The sequence below is a fragment of the Veillonella sp. T11011-6 genome, assembly GCF_002959755.1.
GTDB lineage: Bacteria > Bacillota > Negativicutes > Veillonellales > Veillonellaceae > Veillonella.
In genome coordinates this window covers 832,169-855,900 of the sequence record NZ_PPCW01000001.1, presented here as the reverse complement: position 1 = coordinate 855,900, position 23,732 = coordinate 832,169, and the positions used below count along the sequence as shown (strand labels likewise).

The following is a 23,732-nucleotide window of genomic DNA, read 5'->3' as shown; positions in this document are numbered from 1 at the left end:
TAAGTAAAGATTTTAAGGGCGTACGGTGGATGCCTTGGCGATATCAGCCGAAGAAGGACGCGGTAAGCTGCGATAAGCTACGGAGAGGTGCAAGCAACCTTTGACCCGTAGATTTCCGAATGGGGGAACCCGGCAGTGGTTATGCACTGTCACCCATAGCTTAGACTATGAGGAGGGCACCCGGGGAACTGAAACATCTAATTACCCGGAGGAAAAGTAATCAAACGAGATTTTCTTAGTAGCGGCGAGCGAACGGGAAAGAGGCCAAACCGGAGCGGGCAACCGCACCGGGGTTGAGGACAGTCATCAAGTGTAAATGAGGTAGAAGAATCGAGTTGGAAAGCTCAGCCGCAGAAGGTGAAAGCCCTGTAATCGAAACCTTGCATACATGGGACTGTATCCAGAGTACCACGAGACACGTGAAACCTTGTGGGAAGCAGGGGGGACCACCCTCCAAGCCAAAATACTGATATCGACCGATAGCGCATAGTACCGTGAGGGAAAGGTGAAAAGAACCCCTGGCGGGGAGTGAAAGAGAACCTGAAACCGTATGTCTACAAACAGTCGAAGTCTGTATATATATCAGGACGACGGCGTGCCTATTGAAGAATGAACCGACGAGTTACTGTTGCTAGCGAGGTTAAGTGGAAAACACGGAGCCGCAGCGAAAGCGAGTCTGAACAGGGCGTTTAGTTAGTAATAGTAGACCCGAAACCGTAGTGATCTATCCATGGCCAGGTTGAAGCACAGGTAAAATTGTGTGGAGGACCGAACTCGTGAGCGTTGAAAAGCTTTGGGATGAGTTGTGGATAGGGGTGAAATGCCAATCGAACACGGAGATAGCTGGTTCTCCCCGAAATAGCTTTAGGGCTAGCCTCGAGGTTGAGAGTATAGGCGGTAGAGCACTGATCGGGCTAGGGGCCATACCGGTTACCGAACCTAGTCAAACTACGAATGGCTATACTTATACTCGGGAGTCAGACAGTGAATGATAAGGTCCATTGTCAAGAGGGAAACAGCCCAGAACACCGACTAAGGTCCCAAATGTTACACTAAGTGGCGAAGGATGTGGAATTTCCAAAACAACCAGGATGTTGGCTTAGAAGCAGCCACCATTTAAAGAGTGCGTAATAGCTCACTGGTCGAGAGACTCTGCGCCGAAAATGTCCGGGGCTAAAGTGTAAAACCGAAGTCGTGTCATATGCAGCAATGTATATGGGTAGGGGAGCGTTCTCATTGGGTTGAAGCAGTACCGTAAGGAGTTGTGGACTGATGAGAAGTGAGAATGTCGGTATGAGTAGCGAAAAGAATGGTGAGAATCCATTCCACCGAAAGCCTAAGGGTTCCTGAGCAACGATCGTCGTCTCAGGGTAAGTCGGGACCTAAGCCGAGGCGGAAAAGCGTAGGCGATGGACAACAGGTTGAAATTCCTGTACCGGTGTGAATCGTTTGATCGATGGAGTGACACAGTAAGGTAGGTCAGCACGCGATTGGAAGTGCGTGTTTAAGCATGTAGGTTGAGCTATAGGCAAATCCGTAGCTCTAAAAGCTGAGATGTGATGACGAGTTACTAGCGATAGTAACGAAGTGATTGATCCTACACTGTCGAGAAAAGCTTCTAGGTAGAGACACATCGCCCGTACCAAAACCGACACAGGTAGGCGGGGAGAGAATCCTAAGGTGCGCGGGAAAACCCTCGTTAAGGAACTCGGCAAAATGCCTCCGTAACTTCGGGAAAAGGAGGACTCATGTAGTGTGAAGTGCAGCAACGCATGGAGCATGAATGAGTGGCACAAGAGAGGCGCAAGCGACTGTTTACCACAAACACAGGTGCCTGCTAAAGCGAAAGCTGATGTATAGGTGCTGACACCTGCCCGGTGCTGGAAGGTTAAGAGGAGGGGTTAGACTTCGGTCGAAGCTCTGAATTGAAGCCCCAGTAAACGGCGGCCGTAACTATAACGGTCCTAAGGTAGCGAAATTCCTTGTCGGGTAAGTTCCGACCCGCACGAAAGGTGTAACGACTTGCGCACTGTCTCAACGAGGGACCCGGTGAAATTGAAGTACCTGTGAAGATGCAGGTTACCCGCGACTGGACAGAAAGACCCCATGGAGCTTTACTGCAACCTAAGATTGAACTTAGTTAATGAATGTACAGGATAGGTGGGAGACTTAGAATCTAGGACGCCAGTTTTAGAGGAGTCGTTGTTGGGATACCACCCTTTCATTAATTGATTTCTAACGGGCCGAGTAACGACCGGCCGGACAGTCTTAGGCGGGCAGTTTGACTGGGGCGGTCGCCTCCTAAAGAGTAACGGAGGCGCCCAAAGGTTCCCTCAGAGCGGACGGAAATCGCTCGAAGAGTGTAAAGGCAGAAGGGAGCTTGACTGCGAGACGGACAGGTCGAGCAGGGACGAAAGTCGGGCTTAGTGATCCGGTGGTGCCGAGTGGAAGGGCCATCGCTCAACGGATAAAAGCTACCCTGGGGATAACAGGCTAATCTCTCCCAAGAGTCCATATCGACGGGGAGGTTTGGCACCTCGATGTCGGCTCATCACATCCTGGGGCTGAAGTAGGTCCCAAGGGTTCGGCTGTTCGCCGATTAAAGTGGTACGTGAGCTGGGTTCAGAACGTCGTGAGACAGTTCGGTCCCTATCCATCGCGGGCGCAAGAAACTTGAAGGGGGCTGCTCCTAGTACGAGAGGACCGGAGTGGACGAACCGCTGGTGTACCAATTATCCTGCCAAGGGTACAGTTGGGTAGCTACGTTCGGGACGGATAAACGCTGAAAGCATCTAAGCGTGAAACCAGCCTTGAGATGAGGTTTCTCATAGCATAAGCTAGTAAGATCCCATGTAGACGACATGGTTGATAGGCCAGGTGTGGAAGAGCCGTGAGGTTTGGAGCTGACTGGTACTAATAGATCGAGGGCTTTACTTAAATAAACATTAAGCAGAATGTGCAACAAATATATATAACTTCTATGTGGTTTTCAGAGTACAAACTCTGACAGATTCAGTGGCGATGGCTATGAGGATCCACCTGTTCCCATCTCGAACACAGTAGTTAAGCTCATAAACGCCGAAAGTACTTGGCTGGAGACGGCCTGGGAGGATAGGAAGCTGCTGATTAAGCATAAAATAGAGGGTCAACCCTAAAGGGTTGGCCCTCTATTTTTGTGCTCTAACGAGTACATTCTAATTCCTTCTAGAGCCGTTTCCAGCCAAGGTTGTACAAGTAATATCTATGTGTATTCAATAATACAGGCGGCGTGGGAAGCCTAGGGCAATAGGGCGTAAAGGAGCGCAGCGACGCATACGTCCATTGCATCAGGTTCGACGAAGCCCTTAAGGTATATTCTTTATTTTAGATTATAGCCTTAACTACTGCCATGGGCGAGTGTGATAGGAAGCCGCGGCTAGTGGTAGTATCCAACTCTATCCATACGGTAACGCGGCACAACGTGCCAATGTTACCGAACCGTAAACCAGTTGAGTAGCTCCAAATACATGTAAATACATATAAACCTCATCCCAATTTATGTAACATATACATTATTCATTCATATCTATCTTTTAATATTTATCCCTAAATAACCACTATATTATTCAATGGAGATTTACCTCTTAATGATCAAATATCCACCATATAGCCCTAATTTTACTCTTTTTAGTGCTATACCTATACATAATAGTTTATGTTTAACTGCTTTAATAGATCATTATACATGTTATTCTTTAATCAACTTTACTAATTAATCATCTTTATGTAATTAATATTACTTTAATTTTAAATTTTAATAATCACTATCTACTACATATTCTATTCATGCATAGGTTTATCTGAAATTCACATATAAAGCTTTAAATATAGATAAATACTGGGTTTATACCTATATTAGTATTGTCTAAATATGTACCAAAATTTACTCGTTTCATTTATATCTCATATAACTTTCACTATGTTTTCACATATAATCTTTATACTAGCAATAGTTGATTGAGATCAACTAAGGAAATGGAGGTCTACTGCAAATAACTTTTACCTGTCCCTTTTACAAATAATACAAACAACACAACACAAAACAATACAACACATAAAACAACACTTAAATACACAACAATACTCTCCCTGTGTATAAACAAAACAATACATATACAAAACTCTCTAATTATATATACCATCTCCCGTATATATAAAGGTAAAAGTTAGGTAGACATAAGAGCCCTTGAGAAAGGGCTCTTTTTCCTTTTAAATTCACTATTATTTCATTATTTTAAAGGGCTTTGTTTCTTGACATGGGACCTAATTTTTGTTAAACTAATCAAGTATCAAGCACAGCTTGATGAACATAGGGGTATAGCTCAATTGGTAGAGTAGCGGTCTCCAAAACCGTTGGTTGTGGGTTCAAGTCCTACTGCCCCTGCCAAATTTGGATTGCGGTCTTCGGACCGCATGTCCATAAAATTACTCAAAAAATATTAAAAAAATGCTTGCATAGATGTAAGCGTTATGTTAATATAAGTGAGTACCAAGTACATGACTCAGTAGCTCAGCTGGATAGAGCGTTTGACTACGAATCAAAAGGCCAGGGGTTCGAATCCCTTCTGGGTCACCAAATGAAAGCATCACAGTAATGTGGTGCTTTTTTATTTTAACAAAACCATTTATCTATTAAAAAGACTCTACACATAATTGTGTAGAGTCTTTTAGTTTTCATAATTTAAATCTAATTAGATTATGGCTTAAGTGCTTTACCTTATTTTAGCTGTCCTGCAGCTACAGCAAGATCTCTCCAGTAGATAGCTTGCATATAACCATACGTATCTGGTTTTAAGGTAATTAATTTAGCTTTAGGTCGTTTTTCCTCACGTAATACTCTGCCTGTACGGGCATCGATGATATTACGTTGTTCTTGAACCCATTGAATCGTATCGGCATCTTGATCAAAGTAATAATGGTTTATATACTCTGTCATATAATACTGAGCACCTTGATGACTATATGTACGGGCTACAATTTCAAATTTATTACCTTCGCCTGCTATGACCTTAACGTGTTGTTCTGCGTAATAATTTTGGCCATTCATACGATATAAGTAGGCATAACCTCTGGCATTCTCTAAATCAGCAATATTAACTGCTTGAGAGGGGAGGATACCTAAGATTGTAAAAGCCGCTGCAATTAATAAACTACGCTTCATGTATTCTCCTTATTACTTCGCATGTGGCTGATCGGATTCAGCAACCACATGGACAACTAATTCTTGATCAGAAGGAATCTGAGCCATGACTACAGGCATTGGCACATTCATAGCTGCTGCAATATCTTTGATCTGGCGCATTGCAACAGGCACTACAGTACCATCTTTTTGGATGTTTTTTTCTAATGCTTCAATTTCAGTAACTGTTAAGCTTGCTTTGTTCGCAAAGTCTTCGATGGATACACCATTAGCTTCGCGATATTCTTTAATGAAATCTCCGATATACATAGATTCCTCCTATTTTTAGATACCTTTATATTGTAATTAAAAATATCATATATGGCAATAGATGAATAAGAGATGAATAAATAAAATTACAAAAATAAATTGACTTAATACGATAGTGGTGTTAATATTAACTCATAGAAAACATCATATTTGGGAATAGGTGCTGAAAAGCATAATAGAGAAGCTGGTTAAATGCCAGCACGGTCCCGCCACTGTATGGTCGAGCGAGTCTAAATTAAGTCACTGGGAAACTGGGAAGGCTAGATGAGCGATGACGCCGAGTCAGGAGAACTGCCTATTCAACATTCACCATTTGACCTACGAGAGATAGGGAGGAGAAGTTAGTAGCTCCTTTTTACGTACCCGTAAAAAGGATTTTTTAGTTCTATACGATTTTTATCAGAGATGATTTAAATGGTATTCGAAAGACCTTAATGTCGTTGGCATGGTCATGGTGAATAATACCTTCTTGGTATTACCAGCATGACATGTGTTATGACTGTTAATATATTTTATGGTAAATGTAGGGCATGCATTTATTCATCATCATCCTAAAAAAGAGGCTGACCCAGGATTCTAGTAGTTCGGATTCTGGGTCAGTCTCTTTTTATTTTTAGGGGATACATGAAATTTAAGTTAATTCTAAAAAAATGATTGACGATGAATTCTATACATGATATTATTATTTCAGTTGAGACGCGGGAGTGGCGGAATTGGCAGACGCACCAGACTTAGGATCTGGCGCCTTACGGCGTGGGGGTTCAAGTCCCTTCTCCCGCACCAACTTTATTGCACCTTTTGAGGTGCTATTTTTTTTGCCCAAAAATGTTATAATAAATAGGTTAGAACTATTAATTTAAATAATCATAGTAATACTATATGGTGCAGTATGGATAATACATTAACACAGCTGCTTTCACAGAACCCATCCTTTGTGGATGGGCTAAACGCATTTCAGCGGAAAGGAAAGTCAGTCATATATGGTCTTAGTGGATCTCAAAAGAGTTTCCTCTTAAACCAAGCTTTTTCTACGGGCCTTACAAAGCCTGTAGTTATCGTAGTCCATGATAAGGACCATAAAGAGATGTGGGAACGAGATTTAGCCTTTTTCTGGCCTAATATTCCAGTCCTATCATTTCCTATCACAGATCATGTGGACTTTACAACGATTGCTCGTAGCCTTGAGGACCAAGGGGCTCAAATGCGTGCCTTAGCATTGCTTGCATGGCAGGAACCAGCTGTAGTCATAGCGAATGCTGAAGAGGTTACACAGTATGTGGTATCTCCTCAATATTTAAAAGGACAGTCATTACATTTCTCTTTGAATGATACGATTGAACGCGATACAGCTCTTGAACAGCTCGTTACAATTGGATATGAACGTGTAGACCAGGTGGAACAACGTGGTCATTTTGCCGTGCGCGGGGATATTTTAGACATATATCCTGTTAATAGTGAACATCCCATACGTATAGAGTTCTTTGGCGATGAAATTGATACGTTACGGTTCTTCTCGGTAGAGAACCAACGTTCCATTGAACAAATTGATTCTTATACAGTAACACCTTTCTTCCTTGGTAAAAGTGATGCAGATTGCACCTTATTATCGTATGTGAAAGAAGGGACTCTCATTTATGATGAGCCTGGCCGTATACAGGAAGCATTAAAGAAATTCCTTAAGGAAGATCCAACACATCGTAAAAATCATTGTGACTGGAGTGAGTTGCAACGTACTGTAGAAGCAACGAATCAAGTAGCTTTTACATTTATGCAACAACGTTCTATTGGCTTAGCTGGATTTACCCCAATTGGTATTCAAGGTAAGACGATGACGAGCTTTGAGCGTCAAATTCCTCTATTAACCGATGAGATTAAACAATGGCATCGCTTAAACCATCAAGTTGTATTGGTATTAAATAATCAGCAACGAAGAGAAGGCATTGAACGTGCCCTTGAAGGGGAAGGTATTGATTTTGTTCATAGTGCGGAATGGATTGCAAAGCCTAATACGGTAGTTATTTTACAAGGCTTATTGACCGATGGCTTTGAATTACCAAATAGCCATTTAGTAGTTGTCGTAGAAGGTAATATTTACGGACAACAAAAGCGGAAGCTACGCAACAAGCCTAAAAAAGGCCAAGAAATTAATTACTTTACGGATTTAACGCCTGGTGACTATGTTGTACATAGTATGCACGGTATTGGTAAGTATATTGGCCTTAAAACGATCGAAACAGAGGGGATTCATCGGGATTATATTGAAATTGACTATGCGGGATCAGATAAATTATTCTTACCTGCCAACAACTTAGATCAATTACAAAAGTATATTGGTAATGAAGGTGATGTGCCGCGCATCAATAAAATGGGTGGCCGTGACTGGGCTAAGGTTGTTACAAAGGCAAAGAAATCTATTGATGATTTAGCAGATAAGCTTGTAGAGCTCTATGCACAGCGTGAAATAACGCAAGGCTTTGCATTCTTGCCTGACCAACCATGGCAGCAGGAATTTGAAGATGCATTCCCTTATGAGGAAACGGAAGACCAATTACAAGCTACAGCAGAAATTAAGGAATCCATGGAAAAACCAGTTCCTATGGACCGTTTGCTTGCTGGCGATGTAGGATTTGGTAAAACAGAAGTGGCCATGCGTGCCATCTTTAAGGCTGTTATGAGCGGCAAACAAGTAGCGGTACTTGTTCCAACTACTGTTTTGGCACAGCAACATTTCCAAACCTTCTGGAACCGATTTGCTCCATTTGGTGTCAAGGTAGATGTACTCAATCGTTTCCGCAGTACAGCGGAGAAAAAACAAGTTCTAAAAGGCGTTGAAGATGGATCCATTGATGTTCTTATCGGCACACATTCCTTGCTCAATAAAAAGGTTGTCTTTAAAGATTTAGGTATGCTCGTTGTAGACGAGGAGCAACGTTTCGGGGTAGCTCAAAAGGAAAAATGGAAAGAGTGGGCCAATAATATTGATGTACTCACTTTAAGTGCGACCCCAATTCCTCGGACATTACATATGTCTCTCGTTGGTGTTCGTGAAATGTCCGTTATCAATACGCCACCAGAAGAACGGTTGCCTGTTCAAACCTATGTAGTGGAATATGATATGAACCTCGTGGCCGATGCGATCAAGCGCGAATTGGCGCGTGGTGGTCAGGTTTACTTTGTATATAACCGCGTAGCATCCATTAATCACATGGGTGAATTATTAGAAGAGGCATTGCCTGGTTTACGTTACGCTATTGCTCATGGTCAAATGACAGGTCGTCAAATTGAGGAAATCATGACTGATTTCTATGAAGGCCATTATGATGTATTATTGTCTACCAGTATCATCGAAACTGGTCTAGATATACCAAATGCGAATACAATCATCATTTATGATGCGGACCGCTTAGGTTTATCTCAGCTATATCAAATGCGTGGCCGTGTAGGACGTTCTCGTAGACGTGCCTATGCATACTTTATGTATCGCCCTGATAAAATGCTCTCAGAGGCTGCTGAAAAGCGCTTAAAAGCTATTGAAGAGTTCACTGAACTCGGTGCTGGCTTTAAATTGGCTATGCGAGATTTAGAAATTCGCGGTGCTGGTAACCTTTTAGGTTCACAACAACATGGTAATATCGCATCTGTCGGCTTTGGTATGTACGTAAGTATGTTAGAAGAAGCCATTGCTAAGGCTCAAAATAAAGAGGTGGAACGGGAAGTATCCATTGACCCAGCAATCGACTTAGAGGTAGATGCCTTTATTGACGATGCGTATATCAAGGATAGTGCCCGTAAGATTTCCGTATATCAACGATTATTACATATTAAATCGAAAGAACAGCTTGATGATATGACTGATGAACTCATCGATCGTTTCGGTACGCCAACAGATCCGGTAGACCGTTTGTTGCGCATTGCTCAAATTAAAGAACAAGCGCGTTTACTGGGCATTAAAAGTATTGTACGTAGAGATCAACAACTTACCATTCATTGGCATGACGATTCCAAGATGGCTGACTGGGATATGGGGGCTGTACGGGAAGATCTCTGGAAGAAGATGAAATTTGCAGATACTAAGCCGGCTACATTATATGTGAGCCTCAATGGCATGAAAGGTTCTATTTTGACCATTACGGAAGCGGTGATGAAGGCTTTGAGCCACAAGTCATCGTCTAAGGAGGGCCTATGAATCGATTTTTAAAGGGTGCTATGATTTTAACCTTAGCTGGGATTATCGTTAAGGTTATTGGTGCTTTCAGTAAAGTCCTTATTGCACGTGTTCTCGGTGGTGAAGGGATTGGCCTATATATGATGGCCTATCCGATTTATCAAATTATCGTTAGTATTTCCGCGGCTGGCATTCCTGTGGCCATATCTATTATGATTGCGGAAAAGCTAGCTAATGATGATATGCGTGGCGTACAACAAGTATTTTCCGTATCTTTAAAGGTATTAACACTGTTAGGCCTTGTATTTAGTGTTGCTTTATACGGTAGTGCGCAGTGGCTCATAGATTCTCATATTATTACAGATCCTCGTGCATTGCTTGCCATTCAGCTATTATCTCCAGCAATCTTTATTGTTACGATTTTGAGTTGTTTTAGAGGTTACTTCCAAGGCTTCCAATACATGGTTCCTACTGGGACTAGCCAAGTCTTTGAACAAATCTTCCGCGTATCCTCTATGGTGGGCTTAGCTTATTATTTCATTGATAGAGGTCTACACTTGGCGGCAGGCGGTGCAACGTTCGCTACATTCCCCGGTGTATTAGCTGGGTTGATTGTATTGATTTACTTTTACTATCGTCAGCGTCGTGTACGGGCGCAAATGTTGGCGCAGCAGAATCCAAATGCTATTGGTGAAAGCAATAGCTCTGTAGTCAAACGACTATTTAGCTTGGCTATACCAGTTTCAATGGCCAATATTATGTTGCCCATGGTATCTCTTATCGATACATTTATCGTACCAAAGCGATTGATGGATATTGGGTATTACCTCAATGAAGCGACAACACAATTTGGTTATCTCACAGGGATGGCTACATCGTTGATTGGTTTGCCTATCATTTTGACTACATCCTTAGCGGCTAGCCTTGTACCAGCTGTATCTGAGGCACATGCTCAAGGCGATGTGCACCGCATTGTACAGCGTGCTGGGACAGCCATTAAGATTGCTAATATGTTCACTATACCGGCCTGCATTGGGCTCTGTGTATTGGCGACACCTATATCTAAATTGATATACGCAACGCCTCATGCTGGTCCTGTTATTGCTGTTATTAGCTTGAGTATTATATTCTTAGGTTGGCAACAGATTACAGCAGGCATTTTGCAAGGGTTAGGTAGAACTGTTATTCCTATGGTAGCCATTTTTATCGGTCTATTGGCTAAGACATTCTTGGACTATCAATTGACAGGTACTATTGAACTTGGCATTAATGGTGCTGCATGGGCAACGAATTTGAATTTTGCCATTGCGGCACTCATAAACTATATATTTGTTAAAAAATATGTAGGATCTGTACTTAATAAGTTAGAGCTATTAAAAATTGTAGTGTCTGCCATGGCTATGGGCGGTGCTACACAGGTAGTGTATGTGACTACCGTAGAGTTATTCGGCAATGGTGGTGCAGTGGCAGCGGCTATTATTGTGGCTGTATTTGTATATGGTTTATCCTTATGGTTAACAAAGGCCGTTGTAAAAGCTGATATGTATCATTTCCCTGTTATAGGCAAGCGCTTACAAGCTCGCCGAGATAAGGAGGAGGCTAAACTATATGAAGAACAATACTGATAAGCCTGTATCGGTACAACCATTAGTAGATGTAGTAAAAGCCTTGCGAGCTCCTAATGGTTGCCCTTGGGATCAAAAACAGACTCATGAATCATTGCGTCGATACTTCATTGAAGAAACCTATGAGGTAGTAGATGCTATCGATAATAAAGATATGCCAAATCTTCGTGAAGAACTAGGTGATGTATTATTACAAGTTGTCTTTCACAGTCAATTGGCTGAAGAAGCTGGTCAGTTTACATTAGAAGATGTAATTAATGATGTGACTCAGAAGATGATTCGTCGTCATCCCCATGTTTTTGACCCTGAAAATAATGAAAAATCATACAGTTGGGATGAATTAAAGGCACAAGAAAAGAAAAATATACAAAAATCTGTATTAGATGGTGTATCTAAAAGTTTACCTGCTTTAGTGGCGGCTTATAAGTTGCAAGAAAAGGCTGCAAAGCTAGGTTTTGACTGGGATGAGCTCGATCCGGTTTGGGCGAAAGTTTCGGAAGAAATGGATGAATTTAAGGAGGCTATTGCCCAAAAAGATAGAGAAAATATGGAAAAAGAAGCGGGAGACGTGCTTTTTTCCTTGATTAATCTATTAAGATGGTATAAAATAAGCGGTGAAAATGCACTAAATCGCACAAACACAAAGTTCCGACAGCGTTTTTTACATGTAGAAGCTTGTGTTAACCAAAGCGATCGCTCATGGGAAGACTTTTCATTAGCTGAGCTGGATGCTTTTTGGGAGGAGGCTAAAGTGCAGGAAAAGTAGCCTAGAGGTTTGCATGCTTCTTAGGTATAGTATTTTTAAGGAGGTTCTGTCATGAACAAAACAGAATTAATCGCAAGTGTTGCACAAAAAACTGAATTAACTAAAAAAGACGCTGAAAAAGCGGTAAAAGCTGTATTTGACACAGTTGCTGAAGAATTAGCTGCTGGCGGTAAAGTACAAGTTATCGGCTTCGGTACATTCGAAGTTCGTGAACGCGCAGCTCGTGAAGGCCGTAACCCACAAAACGGTAAAACTATCACTATCGCAGCTTCCAAATCCCCTGCATTCAAAGCTGGTAAAGGTTTGAAAGAACAAGTTAACGCTGCAAAAGCTAAAAAACGCAAAAAATAATCCCTAATGGATTGGAAAGAGACCTTTCGAGGTCTCTTTTTTTCGTCTATTTATGGTATAATGCACAGAGAAAGGGTGTACTATGAATAACGAAAGATCACGGAAGGTTCTCATCGTGTCCGCTTCTATTGGGACGGGACATATGCAGGCCGCCAGAGCCATAGAAGAATATTGGAAAGAGAAAGAACCACAAGCATCGATAACTCATGTGGACTTTCTTGATACAGAAACCATGTCTGTAGAGCATTTGATCAAGGGCACATACATCAAGATGATTGACGTATTCCCGATGCTATATGATATGATTTACCGCGTATCAAAAGGGGAAAAACGAGGTACGATTATGCAAACTGCATTATCATACCTATTGAAAAGCCGCATGCTCAAATTGGTACAACAAGAAGAGCCAGATGTAATGGTATTTACGCATCCATTCCCATGTGGTGCAGCGTCTATCTTAAAACGCCAAGGACATATCGATGTACCATTAGTGGCTATCATGACGGACTTTAGTAGTCATCAATTTTGGCTATACCCTCAAATTGATACATACTATGTAGCTACTGAATCGATGGTAGATGAAATGGTAGCAGCGGGTATCGATGAATCACGTATCCATGTATCAGGTATTCCTGTGCGTCGCTCCTTCTTCCGTGATGCTATTGAAGAATATAGCTTAGAGAAACCGGTAAAAGTGCTCGTTATGGGTGGGGGCCTAGGGTTAGGTTCTCTAGAAACGGCATTAAAACATTTAGATGAAGTAAATGGTATTGATGAAATTACTGTCGTAGCCGGTCAAAATACATCTCTTTATGAATCCTTAGTTACCCTTAGTGAATCTATGCGAACTAAGACCATTGTATACGGATATACTACGAATATTTCGGAACTTATGAAGTCGTCTTCCTTGCTAGTTACAAAGCCTGGTGCGTTAACATGTATGGAAGCGGTTACTATTGGTTTGCCTATGGTATTCTTTAATGCCATCCCAGGGCAAGAAGAGGCCAATGCAGAGCTGTTAGAACAACGAGGTTGTGCTCGTTGGGCTCGTGATATTCATAACTTGGAAGACGTTGTGACCGCACTTCTTATTAACTCTCCGAGACTTCAACAAATGTCTGAGCGCGCTCGTGAATGGCATGTGGATGGTGCGGCTAATATCGTAAATAGTCTTATAGCCATCTTAGATGCTGAGATGCCGGTAGAATTAGTGAAAGCAGAGCAATCTATCAGTTAATAGTTTAGTATTTACAGAATTATAGTGATTGTAAAAGCTATATAGCTCGATATGTTTCATTAACGATGTTGGTTCAATAAACGTTATATGCTATATCAACGTTATATGTTCTATCATAAAATTAAAAAAGCGATGATCTTATATAGGTCATCGCTTTTGTTTTATTGGTATTGTTCAATATGTTCTTGTCGAATGTTTTGAAGTGTTTCCAAGAATGCATCTGTGCTTTCAGCACTGTCCAACAAGTCTTTTAGTTGGTAAGAATCATCGAGGGTCACACTCCATTGGAAGGAGTCATTATCGTCGTATACATTGAATACGATTGGTGTTTCTAAATCCTCTGGCAAATGACCGTCATCATCGGACACAGTTGCATAGGTGCCATCTTCCAAGAGCTCTGTAAATAATGTATCATACCCATCGATATCGATAAGTTCAAAATTGATAGTTTCATAAAAGTCTAAAACGATATCTGCTGCCATGTGGACCTCCTCATGAATATATACGTTACGTTTATTCTACTGAGGGGGCCTGTTACTGTCAATGGTAATGTGTAGTATAATAAATATCAGAATGACACAATAGGAGCATACGATGAACGTTATTAGTTTACAAAACATAGAAAAATCATATGGCACACGACTGCTGTTTAAGGAGGTAAATATTACTTTTACCACCGAAAAACGGCTAGGTCTTGTGGGCATTAATGGGACAGGTAAGTCTACCTTCTTAAAAATTTTGGCAGGACAAATGGAGCCAGATAAGGGGACCATTGAGCGAAATGGTAAGGCTAGTATACATTATCTAGCACAAACACCTGAGTTTGATGCGGATTCAACATTACTAGAAGCTGTTCTTGATGGTGATCATCCTCGTTTACGAATGGTACAATCCTTTGAGCGCATTAGTCGTGAATATCGCGAAATGCAAGAGGCTGGTGGCGAGGATGCTAAAGTATCACGGAACTATATGAATGCCTTGGAGCAGATGGACCAACAAGATGGCTGGCAAGTGGAGCAAGAGGCTCGTATTATTTTATCTAAGTTAGGTTTTCCTGATGTAGAACAAAAAGTGGCTATGTTATCTGGTGGTCAAAAGCGTCGCCTTGCATTAGGGCAGGCATTATTATATCCTTGTGATCTATTATTGCTAGACGAACCGACAAACCATTTAGATGAAGATAGCATCGATTGGCTAGAGTCTTATTTAAGTGCTCGCCAAGGAGGACTATTAATCAGTACCCATGATAGATATTTCCTTGACTCTGTATGTAATGGTATTTTGGAATTATCGAATCGACGTATGTACCAATACGATGGCAACTACGAAGAGTTTATTGCCTTAAAGGCTGATCGAGAGGCTCGTGAGGCGGCTACAGAAGAAAAGCGTCGTCAGTTCTTAAAACGAGAAATCGAATGGGTACGCCGTGGTGCGTTGGCGAGAACGACAAAACAAAAGGCTCGTTTAGATCGCTATGAAAAACTTAAGAATATGGAGAAGACCCGACGCCCGGATCAAATGGATCCTATTGCTTTAAAAACGCGTTTAGGGAAAACCATCTTTGATATTGAACATTTGGCATTCTACTTTGGCGAGCGCCCTATGATTAAGGATTTTACCTATCATGTAGTGCGTCATGATCGTATCGGTATCGTAGGTCCTAATGGGGTTGGCAAGTCCACCTTTATGAACATTCTTGATGGAACCTATGAACCTACAAGCGGTACGATTGGTAAAGGCGAGACAGTTCGCATTGCACATTTCAAACAAGAACTGCCTGAGTTTGATGAAGATATGCGTGTTCTCGATTATATTCGGGAAGACCATTCCTATATGGTGCTTGGTGATGGCTCTACATTGAGTGCTGGTCAGATTCTTGAACGATTCCTATTTACACCTGAGTTACATGGTGTGCCTATTCGCAAACTTTCTGGTGGCGAACGACGTCGGTTGTATCTATTGAAATTGCTTATGAGCGCTCCTAATGTGTTGTTACTAGACGAACCGACCAATGATCTTGATATTCCTACATTAGAGGTACTAGAGGACTTCCTCGATTCCTTTAGTGGTGTCATTATCACCGTATGCCACGATCGTTATTTCTTAGACCGCGTTGTGGACAAACTTTTTGTGTTCAGTGGTGATGGTCATATTGAGATTGTTCATGGCTCCTATTCTGATTACAAGGATTCTTTAGATGAAAGTAGCGTTGGAAAGCGCCCATTCTATATGGCTAATACAGGTATATCTGTTACTTCTAAAGAAGAAAAAGCTGAAGGGGTTGCACCTAGTACTGCCAGTGATGATTCATCGTTAGGCAACTCAGCAGATGGTAGTGATAGTAGCATTACAACTTCTGGGGGAGATACTTTCAAAGAAGCACCAAAGAAGGGGCTAAATAAAGCGGAAGAAGCGGAGTATGCTAGTATCATGGAGGAATTGCCTAAATTAGAGCATTTAGTAAAGGGCCTCGATGTCATGATTAGTCAAGTTGCTACTGATTATGAGAAGATGCAATCCTTGATGGCTGAGCGAGAAGAGACTCAATCCCAAATAGATGCGCTCACAGAACGGTGGATGGAATTGGAAGAACGCCTATAATTCCTTATAGCATGCGATTTTTTAATATCTGTTATGCAAAGGAATTACATGTAAATTTATTGATAAAAGTCACAATTTATAGTATAATTTCATCGATTAACGATAACAACGTTACCTAAGTAGGAGGAACTCATGAGTAAGTACCAATTTTTAGACCGTCGCGTACCGATCGAAGACGGCAATATTGCTTTAGTTCAAGATTTATCCAAATGTAAAAACTGCTCCTTATGTCGTAAAGCTTGTGCTGTAGACATGGGCGTATTTGATTATTATGATTTAACAACAAATGGGGATCATCCAATTTGTATTCATTGCGGTCAATGTGCATCTATTTGTCCATTTGATTCCATCAATGAACGCTCTGAAATTGATGAAGTAAAAGCGGCTATTGCTGACCCTAATAAAATTGTTATCTTCCAAACTGCACCTGCTGTACGTGTTGGCTTAGGTGAAGAGTTTGGACTTGATGCAGGTACATTCGTAGAAGGTAAAATGGTAGCTGCTCTTCGTAAATTAGGTGGTGACTATATTTTAGATACAAACTTTGGTGCGGACATGACTATCATGGAGGAAGCATCTGAGTTGTTGGAACGCGTTATCAATAGTGATTCCGTATTGCCTCAATTCACATCTTGTTGCCCTGCTTGGGTAAAGTTTGCTGAAACATTCTATCCAGAATTCTTGCCAAACTTGTCTACTGCTAAGAGTCCAATCGCTATGCAAGCGCCTACGCAAAAAACATACTTTGTTGAAAAAATGGGCCTTGATGCAAAACAAATCGTTGCTGTTGCAGTAACACCTTGTACAGCTAAGAAATTCGAAATTCGTCGTGACGAAATGAACTCCTCTGCTGAATACTGGGATGTACCAGAAATGCGCGATACAGACTACTGTATTACTACACGTGAACTTGCAAAATGGTTACGTGCAGAAGAAATCAACTTTGATGAATTAGAAGATTCTGCATTTGATCCATTGATGGGTGAAGCATCTGGTGGTGGTATCATCTTCGGTAACACTGGTGGCGTTATGGAAGCAGCTATGCGTGCAGCTTACAAATTAGCAACTGGTGAAGATGCACCTCAAACATTGATCCCATTCGAAGCAATTCGTGGTATGGACGGTGCTCGTGAAGCAGACGTAGTCATTGGGGACAAAACATTACATGTGGCGGCTGTTCATGGTACAGGCAACTTGCGTAAGTTCATCGAACGCATGCGTGCAGAAAATATCCATTATGACTTCATTGAAGTAATGGCGTGCCGTGGTGGCTGTATCGGTGGTGGTGGTCAACCACGCGTTAAATTACCGATGGCTGACAAAGCTCGTGAAGCTCGTATTGCTTCCTTGTATACTCGTGATGCAGAAGTAACAGTAAAAGCTTCTTGTGATAATCCAGATATTCAAAAATTATATGCTGAGTTCTTTGATGGCAAACCTATGAGCCATAAAGCACATCACATGTTACATACAACATTTGTGAACCGCTCTGAAGATTTGGGCCCTAATGGTGCTTGCACACCAGCTACATGCCCAACATCTGTGCCTAACTTGAAAAAGGCCGCAGAAGCAGCTAAAGCAGCAGCGGAAACTAATAACTAATAGCTAAAAATAGTTAACCGTAACAATTAACAGTAAATTATAGTTAGTTGATACATACTATAAAAGCACATATATGGCTTAAGATAAAAGGCAGATAGTTGATATTTCAATCAGCTATCTGCTTTTTTATTTAGAATATTTAGGGGACTACCTGGATGATATCTAAATGTTGTTGATGCATTCATGCTGATGAATAGTATATATGCCATATACGCATAGGGGTTGGAATATAGAGATTGGTAAATTGTTTAGGAATTATGGTTAGTGTGCTATAATTAAATTATATTTATAGAAGCAATCAATACTGTTTCAGGAGGATCTTCATGGCTTTTAAATTAAAAGGAAAAGAAGAAAAATTTTTCAGTATTTTAGAAAATCATGCTGCTCTTACATATGAAAGTGCAGAGATGATGGAGCGTGTGTTTAAAGGCGAAATCTCTAAAGAAGAGGCTTTTCTTGAAATTGATACAAAGGAAAAAGCTGCCGATGAATTAGTAACCGAAACTGTAGAACGTTTGCGTAAAACATTCATTACCCCAATGGATCGCGAAGATATTCAGCTTCTAATCGACCAATTGGATACTACATTGGATAATATTAAAGAAATTATGGATAAAATGGTTATGTACCATGTTGGTAATCCAAGTGATGGTGCTATCCGTATGAGTGAAATCGTTGTAAAATGCGTTAAGCATATTAACAAATCTATTGGTTATATGGGTAGCCTTAAAAAGGACCATGTAAAGGTAGAAGGCCGTGTACATCAAGTTTTGAAACTTGAGTCTGAAGCGGATAATATTTACCACGAAGAAATGGCTAAGCTCTTCACTGAGTGTACAGATCCTATTGAAATTATCAAATGGAAGGAAATCCTTAGCGCCATGGAGGATGTAATCGATGGTTGCGAAGATTTGGTAGGTACATTCCGCCGGGTAGTATTGAAATATGCTTGAGTCTCATTATTTAGTATGGCTAGTAGTATTTTTAGCATTAGCCTTCGACTATATCAATGGCTTCCACGATACGGCGAACGCCATTGCCACATCTGTTTCGACCCGTGCTATTGAGCCTAAAAAGGCTATTATGATGACGGCAGCACTCAATTTCTTAGGAGCCATGGTTAGTACAGGGGTTGCAAAGACAATCGGTGGCGACATCGTAATGTCTGCATCTCTTATCAATAGTGGAATCATTTCGGCTGCTCTCATCGGTGCCATCACATGGAACTTGCTTACTTGGTATTGGGGGATTCCTAGTTCCTCATCTCATGCGCTTATCGGTGGTATCATCGGTGCTGTAGGCTGGTCCGTAGGCTTTGATGCCTTAAATGAGGCAGGTATTTTAAAAATTTTCTTATCCCTTATTTTATCTCCAATTGTAGCCATGATTGGTGGCTATATTGTGATGAAAGTATTGTTGCTTATCTTTGGTAGATTCTCTCCAATTGTACTAAATGATAGATTTAGATCCATGCAAATTGTGTCTGCCGTCATGATGGCTTTCTCTCATGGCTCTAATGATGCGCAAAAGGCGATGGGGATTATTACCTTAACCTTGCTTAGCGGTGGCTTCATTGATACATTGGATGTACCATTATGGGTTAAACTTTGTTGTGCTACGGCTATGGCCATGGGTACAGCTGTGGGTGGTTGGAAAATCATCTCTACTATGGGAACTAAGATTTTCAAACTAGAAACAATTAATGGTTTTGCTGCTGACTTAAACTCTGCTATTACTATTTTTACAGCTACATTCTTACATTTACCTGTAAGTACGACACACGTTGTAAGTGGTTCTTTACTTGGTGTCGGTTCCTCTAAACGTCTTAAAGCTGTTAACTGGGGCGTAGCAAGATCGATGGTGTTGGCTTGGTTTGTAACAATTCCATTATCTGGTATTGTAGCGGCTATTGCTTATGAAATAGGTCATTTACTATTTGGTTAATAAATAACTATATAAAACTAAAAAAAGACTGCGAGAGCAGTCTTTTTTTAGTTCTCTTGTTTAAGAATTGGATTCATTGAGTTATACAATTTATCAATTAGATTTTAATATTTTTTGTAGTTTATCATGAACCTATTACCAAAGAATGTAGGCATACACTAGGTTTTAAATACTATATTCTATAAAAGCGATTTATCTATATTTGGCAACGTTAATGTTAGATTTCAAGTTGAATATAGAGAAATGCTTATAAATATGTGCTTTTCTTTATTATGCGTTTTATTAATAAATACAGTTTATTACTTGTTTAATAGTTATTTTAGGACTGTTTATAATGAATAACTATTGCATACTTATGTAACGGAGGTTATACTATCGGTAGAAGGAGTTTTTCAAGTGAAAAGTGAGGTATGTATATGGCATGGGGTGGAACTAGACGCGGTGCCGGGCGCCCACGTAATCCGATTAAACGTATTGGTAGAACTATTCGACTTAGTGATGAAGAGTTTCTTTCACTCAAACCATTAATTATGGCCATCAAGGCCAATAATGATAAACGCTATAGGCAACAATGTACTAGAAATGCATAAATAAGGCATTGTCACAGCATATACAACATAATAAACTTTTAATCTATGTTACAATAACCCATTATTTAAATCTTTCAACTACAACACATCTCTACTCTCTAACAATATGCTGTGTGCAATACAAGCAGTACGAAGAAGGTCCCAATTCAATGAATTGGGACCTTTTCCGTTACGTATAGTATATGTCACAGTATATTTAACTACCTAGGACAAATACGATCTAATACTATATAGTTTTATTAACTTATTCTACTAGTTAATAGAATACTTTTATGATTGAGTAAATCGTTAGTCGATTTTTACGCCGTGAATTTCTTCAGCTAAACGTTTTAAAGCATCTACTGTACGAACACCAGGTGTGATCTCAGATAGTTTTACACGAATGAAATGACCTTCTTTTACAGCAGTGATATCTTGAAGTTGAGGGTTAGATTTGATTTTTTCAATTTTTTGTTGGAAATCATCATCGTTGCGAATGGAGTTACCATAGTCAGCGATAATAATGTAATCAGGATTTTGAGCAATTACAGTTTCCCAAGAACCTTTAGCCCATGTTTTATCAACGCCTAAACCGCTCATTACGTTATCAGCACCGATAAGTTTCAAGATGTTTGTAGTGTAACCTTCGAAGGCTGTGAATGGTTGGCCATCTTCAGAGTCATAAATGAAGACCCGTTTACGAGGCAAGTCTTTTAATTTAGCTTGGATAGCTTCTAACGTTTTACGTTGACTAGCAACCCATTCTTCAGCTTTAGGTTTAACTCCGAAGATTTCACCTAATTTAATCATGTCGTTGAAGTTAGTTTCTAAATCCGCTTTTGTAGATAACATAGATTCCGGAAGCCAAATATTAACTTTTTGAGCAATCATTTTGTCAGCAGGAATGGCGCGTTTGCTGAAGGAGTCAGGCCAGCCTGTTGCAAAGTCAGGCTTTACGGACATGAATACTTCGTAGGAAGGCCATTTGTCAGATAATACTTTTACCTTGTCATAGGCCGCTTGTAGAGGTGGATAGATTTCTTCTTCTTTGAAAGCTGTACCAGCCATCTTATCTTCAAGACCTAGTTGGAGCATCATTTCTGTAGTTGCTTGGGACATGGATACTGCATGGGTAGGAGAGGATTTTACAGCAAAGTCAGTTTTAGTACCGTCAAATGTTTCACTCCATGTTACTACATTGCCATTATCAGCAGCGTTCTTAGTTGTATCAGAACCACAACCAGCAATAGCAAAGGTTGCGCATGCCATAGCGACTAATAACAATTTTTTTGATTTTCTTAATTTTTGGAACATAGTAAGCCCTTTCTTTTGAATTAATAATATAAATGATAGCGCCCTTCATCCCAAGATGTTTTGAAAGGAACTTCAAATATAGGTTCAAGAATTTCAGGTGTTAACACCTCGGTAGGAGAACCTTCCTTTAGGATGGTTCCTTTGTTCATAATAACCACATGATCGCAATATTGAGCGGCTAAATTCAAGTCATGTAAGACTACGATAGTTGTGCCTTTAAACGCTCGCAATTGTTTCATCAGTGCTATTTTATATTTCATATCTAGATGGTTCGTAGGCTCATCTAAGAGTAGAATTTGAGGCTTTTGTGTTAATGCTTTGGCGATGAATACACGTTGCTTTTCGCCACCTGATAAATGATGAATTTCTTCATCTGCTAAATGAGTAATACCTACTTCATGCATATAATGCTCTGCGATTTTTACATCTTCTGAGCTATATGTGCCGAAGTGTTGTTTGTATGGATAGCGACCCATAAGAACTATGTCTTTTACGAGAAAATCATCGATCATAGCATCTCTAGATTGTGTTAGAACGGCTACTAATTGAGCAAACTCACGACCTTTATAAGACTCTAAAGGTCTTTGCTTCAATATAATTTTATCTTTTGATGGTAGTAGTCGGTAAAGATGACTCAGTAATGTGGACTTACCACATCCATTCGGGCCGATGATGGCTGTTATTTTATTACTAGGAAATGTTACAGAAATATTCTTTAACACTTCTTTCTTCTCATAGGAGAAGGACAACTGATTAATTTGATACATAGTATCTCCCATAAATATAATATACACTAACCATTGTGCTTGTAACGATTCATGATAATCCAAATAAATAATGGAGCCCCTAGTAGGGATGTGAGCACCCCGATAGGGATTTCTTCTGGACTATAGAGGGCCCTAGATAATACATCGGACCAAATCATCACAATACTGCCTATGAGTGTACTAAATAGTAAGGTGTGTTTGTGCTTTGGACCGCCTATGATTCTCGCTAAATGGGGAATAATAAGACCAATAAATCCAACTACACCGACTTTGGATACTAATGTGGCAATAACAATAGAGGATATAATGACGATGCTCAACTGTAACTGTTTTACTGATAAGCCCATTTGAGCTGCTTCATGATTACCTAGTAGCAGTACGTCTAAGTCTTGGTTAAACAGGTAAATATATAGCATAAATAACGCCACAATTATGGTGGTTAGCGGTAGGTCACCCCATTGTATACCGGCAAAGCTACCTAATAACCAGAACATAGCACTTCGTACTTGAGCCTCGTGTTTTGCCCCGTAAATAATCATCATAGTTAGAGCAGAGAATATACCAGTCATGCCCATACCGATGAGGATAAGCTTTACAGGACTATTACTTTTACCAACACAGAGCAATACCAAGATAATAGAGAGGGCTGCACCTAGAGCCGCAAAAATAGGTGTGTTATAGGCACCTAATAGCGGTAGACCTCCCATGATAATAGCAAACACAGCGCCTGTACTAGCACCTGATGAAACACCTAGTACATAGGGGTCAGCGAGTGCATTTCGCGTGACAGTCTGCATTAGTAAACCAACGAGGGATAAGCCTATACCGGTTAAGACTGAGTAGATGAGCCGCGGTAATCGTATATCCGTAATTATGGTATCTGTCATTGTTGCCTTTGCATTAGGATCAGCCATAGACATAAGAGCCTGAATGATTTGATCCAAAGGAATAAACGTAGATCCGAATTGCAATGCCGTTACCAATGAAATACATAGTATTACACATAGTATTAATGCTTTTATAGATGTTTGCATAAAATCTCCTTATTCTATTTTATAGGTAATATAACCTTATCTAAGTATAGAGAATTTTCTATATATATACAATATACATACACGTATGGGTATTGTGTACAGTGTATAAAATTCTATAGAAATTATTGTTGCTACAGGAAAAGAATAAAATTTAAGATAGGATTATTGTATTAATAAAAATTCATGATAATAATTAGATATTCATTTATAGAATTTTTGGTAATACATTATAAAAATAAACAGTAAAATGTTTGTTATATTCGTTTTTA

General features: G+C 40.3%; 16 protein-coding genes, 3 tRNA genes, 2 rRNA genes and 1 riboswitch. Of the genes, 15 read left to right on the top strand and 6 right to left on the bottom strand.

The features are described 5' to 3' along the window. The first annotated feature begins 2 nt into the window (after window positions 1-2). From VRHSUH10_RS04005 to VRHSUH10_RS03990, 4 genes are all read left to right on the top strand, one after another. Window positions 3-2,937 (top strand): 23S ribosomal RNA (locus tag VRHSUH10_RS04005). Window positions 2,938-3,011: 74 nt separating this feature from the next. After that, a 5S ribosomal RNA gene (rrf, locus tag VRHSUH10_RS04000) occupies window positions 3,012-3,128 on the top strand. Window positions 3,129-4,350: 1,222 nt separating this feature from the next. Continuing rightward, window positions 4,351-4,426: transfer RNA gene (locus VRHSUH10_RS03995), tRNA-Trp, on the top strand. Window positions 4,427-4,538: 112 nt separating this feature from the next. Further along, window positions 4,539-4,615: transfer RNA gene (locus tag VRHSUH10_RS03990), tRNA-Arg, on the top strand. Between the two features lie 141 nt (window positions 4,616-4,756). Here VRHSUH10_RS03990 and VRHSUH10_RS03985 read toward each other — a convergent pair. Both VRHSUH10_RS03985 and VRHSUH10_RS03980 read right to left on the bottom strand, forming a co-directional pair. Then, the gene (locus VRHSUH10_RS03985; protein WP_105089537.1) at window positions 4,757-5,200 is read right to left on the bottom strand and encodes a hypothetical protein; all 444 of its coding nucleotides are present in this window, start codon (window positions 5,198-5,200) and stop codon (window positions 4,757-4,759) included. Window positions 5,201-5,212: 12 nt separating this feature from the next. After that, window positions 5,213-5,488: a helix-turn-helix domain-containing protein gene (locus VRHSUH10_RS03980; RefSeq protein ID WP_105089536.1), complete on the bottom strand. Its 276-nt coding sequence runs from the start codon at window positions 5,486-5,488 to the stop codon at window positions 5,213-5,215. A gap of 141 nt (window positions 5,489-5,629) precedes the next feature. Beyond that, window positions 5,630-5,802: riboswitch (cobalamin riboswitch) on the top strand. Window positions 5,803-6,186: 384 nt separating this feature from the next. Here VRHSUH10_RS03980 and VRHSUH10_RS03975 point away from each other — a divergent pair. The 6 genes from VRHSUH10_RS03975 to VRHSUH10_RS03950 all read left to right on the top strand — a co-directional run bounded on the left by VRHSUH10_RS03975 (window position 6,187) and on the right by VRHSUH10_RS03950 (window position 13,632). After that, window positions 6,187-6,271 (top strand) — tRNA-Leu (locus VRHSUH10_RS03975). A 106-nt stretch (window positions 6,272-6,377) separates the two neighbouring features. Next, window positions 6,378-9,674, top strand: coding sequence for a transcription-repair coupling factor (gene mfd / locus VRHSUH10_RS03970; protein ID WP_105089535.1), 3,297 nt, complete (start codon window positions 6,378-6,380; stop codon window positions 9,672-9,674). Further along, a complete protein-coding gene (locus tag VRHSUH10_RS03965) occupies window positions 9,671-11,278 on the top strand; it encodes a polysaccharide biosynthesis protein (RefSeq protein WP_105089534.1) in 1,608 nt (535 codons plus the stop codon). Before mfd ends, VRHSUH10_RS03965 begins: the two co-directional genes overlap by 4 nt. Then, window positions 11,262-12,044 carry a nucleoside triphosphate pyrophosphohydrolase gene (gene mazG / locus VRHSUH10_RS03960; RefSeq protein WP_105089533.1) on the top strand — a complete coding sequence of 261 codons (783 nt, stop codon included), beginning with the start codon at window positions 11,262-11,264 and terminating at the stop codon, window positions 12,042-12,044. The genes VRHSUH10_RS03965 and mazG overlap by 17 nt, the downstream gene beginning before the upstream one ends. 51 nt (window positions 12,045-12,095) lie before the next feature. Next, window positions 12,096-12,395, top strand: coding sequence for an HU family DNA-binding protein (locus VRHSUH10_RS03955; RefSeq protein ID WP_005385694.1), 300 nt, complete (start codon window positions 12,096-12,098; stop codon window positions 12,393-12,395). An 82-nt stretch (window positions 12,396-12,477) separates the two neighbouring features. Continuing rightward, window positions 12,478-13,632, top strand: a complete 1,155-nt coding sequence (locus tag VRHSUH10_RS03950; RefSeq protein WP_105089532.1) for a glycosyltransferase — start codon at window positions 12,478-12,480, stop codon at window positions 13,630-13,632. Between the two features lie 161 nt (window positions 13,633-13,793). Here VRHSUH10_RS03950 and VRHSUH10_RS03945 read toward each other — a convergent pair whose 3' ends face one another. Then, window positions 13,794-14,114 carry a hypothetical protein gene (locus VRHSUH10_RS03945; RefSeq protein ID WP_105089531.1) on the bottom strand — a complete coding sequence of 107 codons (321 nt, stop codon included), beginning with the start codon at window positions 14,112-14,114 and terminating at the stop codon, window positions 13,794-13,796. A 112-nt stretch (window positions 14,115-14,226) separates the two neighbouring features. Between VRHSUH10_RS03945 and VRHSUH10_RS03940 the strand changes: the two genes are divergently transcribed. The 5 genes from VRHSUH10_RS03940 (at window position 14,227) to VRHSUH10_RS09505 (ending at window position 20,369) form a co-directional block, all read left to right on the top strand. Beyond that, window positions 14,227-16,233 (top strand): ABC-F family ATP-binding cassette domain-containing protein, encoded by a 2,007-nt coding sequence (locus tag VRHSUH10_RS03940; protein ID WP_105089530.1) that lies wholly within the window; start codon window positions 14,227-14,229, stop codon window positions 16,231-16,233. A 132-nt stretch (window positions 16,234-16,365) separates the two neighbouring features. Beyond that, entirely contained in the window at window positions 16,366-17,835 is a 1,470-nt protein-coding gene (locus VRHSUH10_RS03935; RefSeq protein ID WP_105089529.1) for a [FeFe] hydrogenase, group A, read from the top strand. A gap of 323 nt (window positions 17,836-18,158) precedes the next feature. Then, window positions 18,159-18,788, top strand: a complete 630-nt coding sequence (locus tag VRHSUH10_RS03930; protein ID WP_105089528.1) for a DUF47 domain-containing protein — start codon at window positions 18,159-18,161, stop codon at window positions 18,786-18,788. Next, complete coding sequence (locus tag VRHSUH10_RS03925) at window positions 18,781-19,779, top strand: inorganic phosphate transporter (RefSeq protein ID WP_105089527.1); 999 nt, start codon at window positions 18,781-18,783, stop codon at window positions 19,777-19,779. The genes VRHSUH10_RS03930 and VRHSUH10_RS03925 overlap by 8 nt, the downstream gene beginning before the upstream one ends. Window positions 19,780-20,195: 416 nt before the next feature. After that, window positions 20,196-20,369 carry a hypothetical protein gene (locus VRHSUH10_RS09505; protein ID WP_199176261.1) on the top strand — a complete coding sequence of 58 codons (174 nt, stop codon included), beginning with the start codon at window positions 20,196-20,198 and terminating at the stop codon, window positions 20,367-20,369. 288 nt (window positions 20,370-20,657) lie between these two features. Here VRHSUH10_RS09505 and VRHSUH10_RS03920 read toward each other — a convergent pair whose 3' ends face one another. The 3 genes from VRHSUH10_RS03920 to VRHSUH10_RS03910 are packed head-to-tail and all read right to left on the bottom strand — an operon-like array spanning window position 20,658 to window position 23,463. Further along, window positions 20,658-21,662, bottom strand: a complete 1,005-nt coding sequence (locus VRHSUH10_RS03920; RefSeq protein WP_105089526.1) for an ABC transporter substrate-binding protein — start codon at window positions 21,660-21,662, stop codon at window positions 20,658-20,660. Window positions 21,663-21,682: 20 nt separating this feature from the next. Then, entirely contained in the window at window positions 21,683-22,429 is a 747-nt protein-coding gene (locus VRHSUH10_RS03915) for an ABC transporter ATP-binding protein (RefSeq protein ID WP_105089525.1), read from the bottom strand. Window positions 22,430-22,455: 26 nt separating this feature from the next. Continuing rightward, entirely contained in the window at window positions 22,456-23,463 is a 1,008-nt protein-coding gene (locus tag VRHSUH10_RS03910; RefSeq protein ID WP_105089524.1) for an iron ABC transporter permease, read from the bottom strand. Window positions 23,464-23,732: the final 269 nt, after the last annotated feature.